Annotated in this window: 1 protein-coding gene; it reads left to right on the top strand. The window is 43.6% G+C overall.

Features of this window, described 5'->3' with window-relative positions:
• Window positions 1-1,063 precede the first annotated feature (1,063 nt).
• Window positions 1,064-1,447: cation diffusion facilitator family transporter (locus AC1DUA_RS37350; RefSeq protein ID WP_477504528.1), on the top strand; the 384-nt coding region annotated here is incomplete at its 3' end.

The following is a 1,447-nucleotide window of genomic DNA, read 5'->3' as shown; positions in this document are numbered from 1 at the left end:
TCCCATACGGGCCGAGTAGCCCCTATTCGTAAGAATCCGAGCTCTCTCGAATTCTAACGGACCCAGCGCAGCTATTCGCACCTCAAAGTGATATTTTGCATATGAAACGAATGATTAACGTCACTGGAGTCCGTTATTGATGCTAATAGTGCAAATTTTCCTATAATATACGACTCTGGGGTCCGTTAGAGCGGTTGAATTCTTTTCAGGATACTCTGGTTGGAGTAGTCTACTTTTGGGTTTGAGTGTAGTACTGCGGTTAAGTGTGCTGTGTTGTTTTGTGGTTTGAGTGTACAATTGCCATCATGGCAATTAGTGAGCTTACAGCAGAGWCGGTTGTATGGATTTCGGTGTGCAGTGGGCTTGATTGTGAGGTTTTGGTAAGTAGTGCTGCTGCAAGGCCGGATGTGGCAAATGCCTTACGGACCGAGCAGCCCCTATTCACAAGAATTGGGGCTCTCTAAAATTCTAACGGACACCAGCGCGGCTATTCACTACTTCAAAGTGAAATTGTGATGAGAAATGACAAGATAACGTCACTGGAGTCCGTTATTAATGTTAATAGCGGCAATTTACCTAGAATAACGGCTCTGAGGTCCGTTAGAGTGCTTGGCTCCTTCTCAGGATGCTATGATTGGACAAGGCATTCAAATCCAAACAAAAAAAGGAACCCAGCCAACGGGGCCGGGTTCAAAAAGTTTATATTAAAAAGGGGGTCTTGCTTATTATAATACCCCCCAAACATTATGAAACCATAACAGAATTATTTCATTTATGTTACAAATTAGAAAACGCTTTATTTCCTTCCTCTTTTTGCTTCTTTATACTCTTCTTTAGGCACAACTTTACCCTCCTGCACGCTTCTTTACACTTCTTTCCCTTCCTGTATGCTCCTCCAGTACACTCCTCCCATATGCTCCTTCACTCCTTATCCACGCCATATTCTCTACTCTTCACAGAAAATGTGTTTAATCTGTAAATAACCCTAAAAGTGTTGCACCTTTCCTCCCTCTAGCATATAATAATAATTAAATTAGAAYTATTATAAATAAGGAGGGATCTTATGAATACGGAATACGACTACCACCATCTTCATCACGTAAAAGAACAGACGAAATCTAGAAAAACATTGTGGATAACCCTCCTGCTAACCGCCTTTTTCACGATTGTAGAAATTGTCGGCGGGGTGCTCTCCAACTCACTCGCGCTGCTTTCCGATTCGGCCCATATGATCTCGGACGTCATCGCTCTAGGCTTAAGTATGATTGCCCTGCACCTCGCAACTAGGCAGCCGAATGCACGTTTCACCTTTGGATTCCTACGGTTTGAGATTATCGCTTCATTCCTTAACGGCCTCGCCCTCTGCGTAATCGCCTTAGGGATCTTCATTGAAGGTATTCAGCGTATGATTCATCCCCAACCGATCCAGCTTGGCCTCATGTTAGGG

This window comes from Paenibacillus sp. 01T422 (assembly GCF_056398785.1).
The sequence above is the reverse complement of the archived record's forward strand: the minus strand, read 5'-3'. Positions and strand labels throughout refer to the sequence as shown.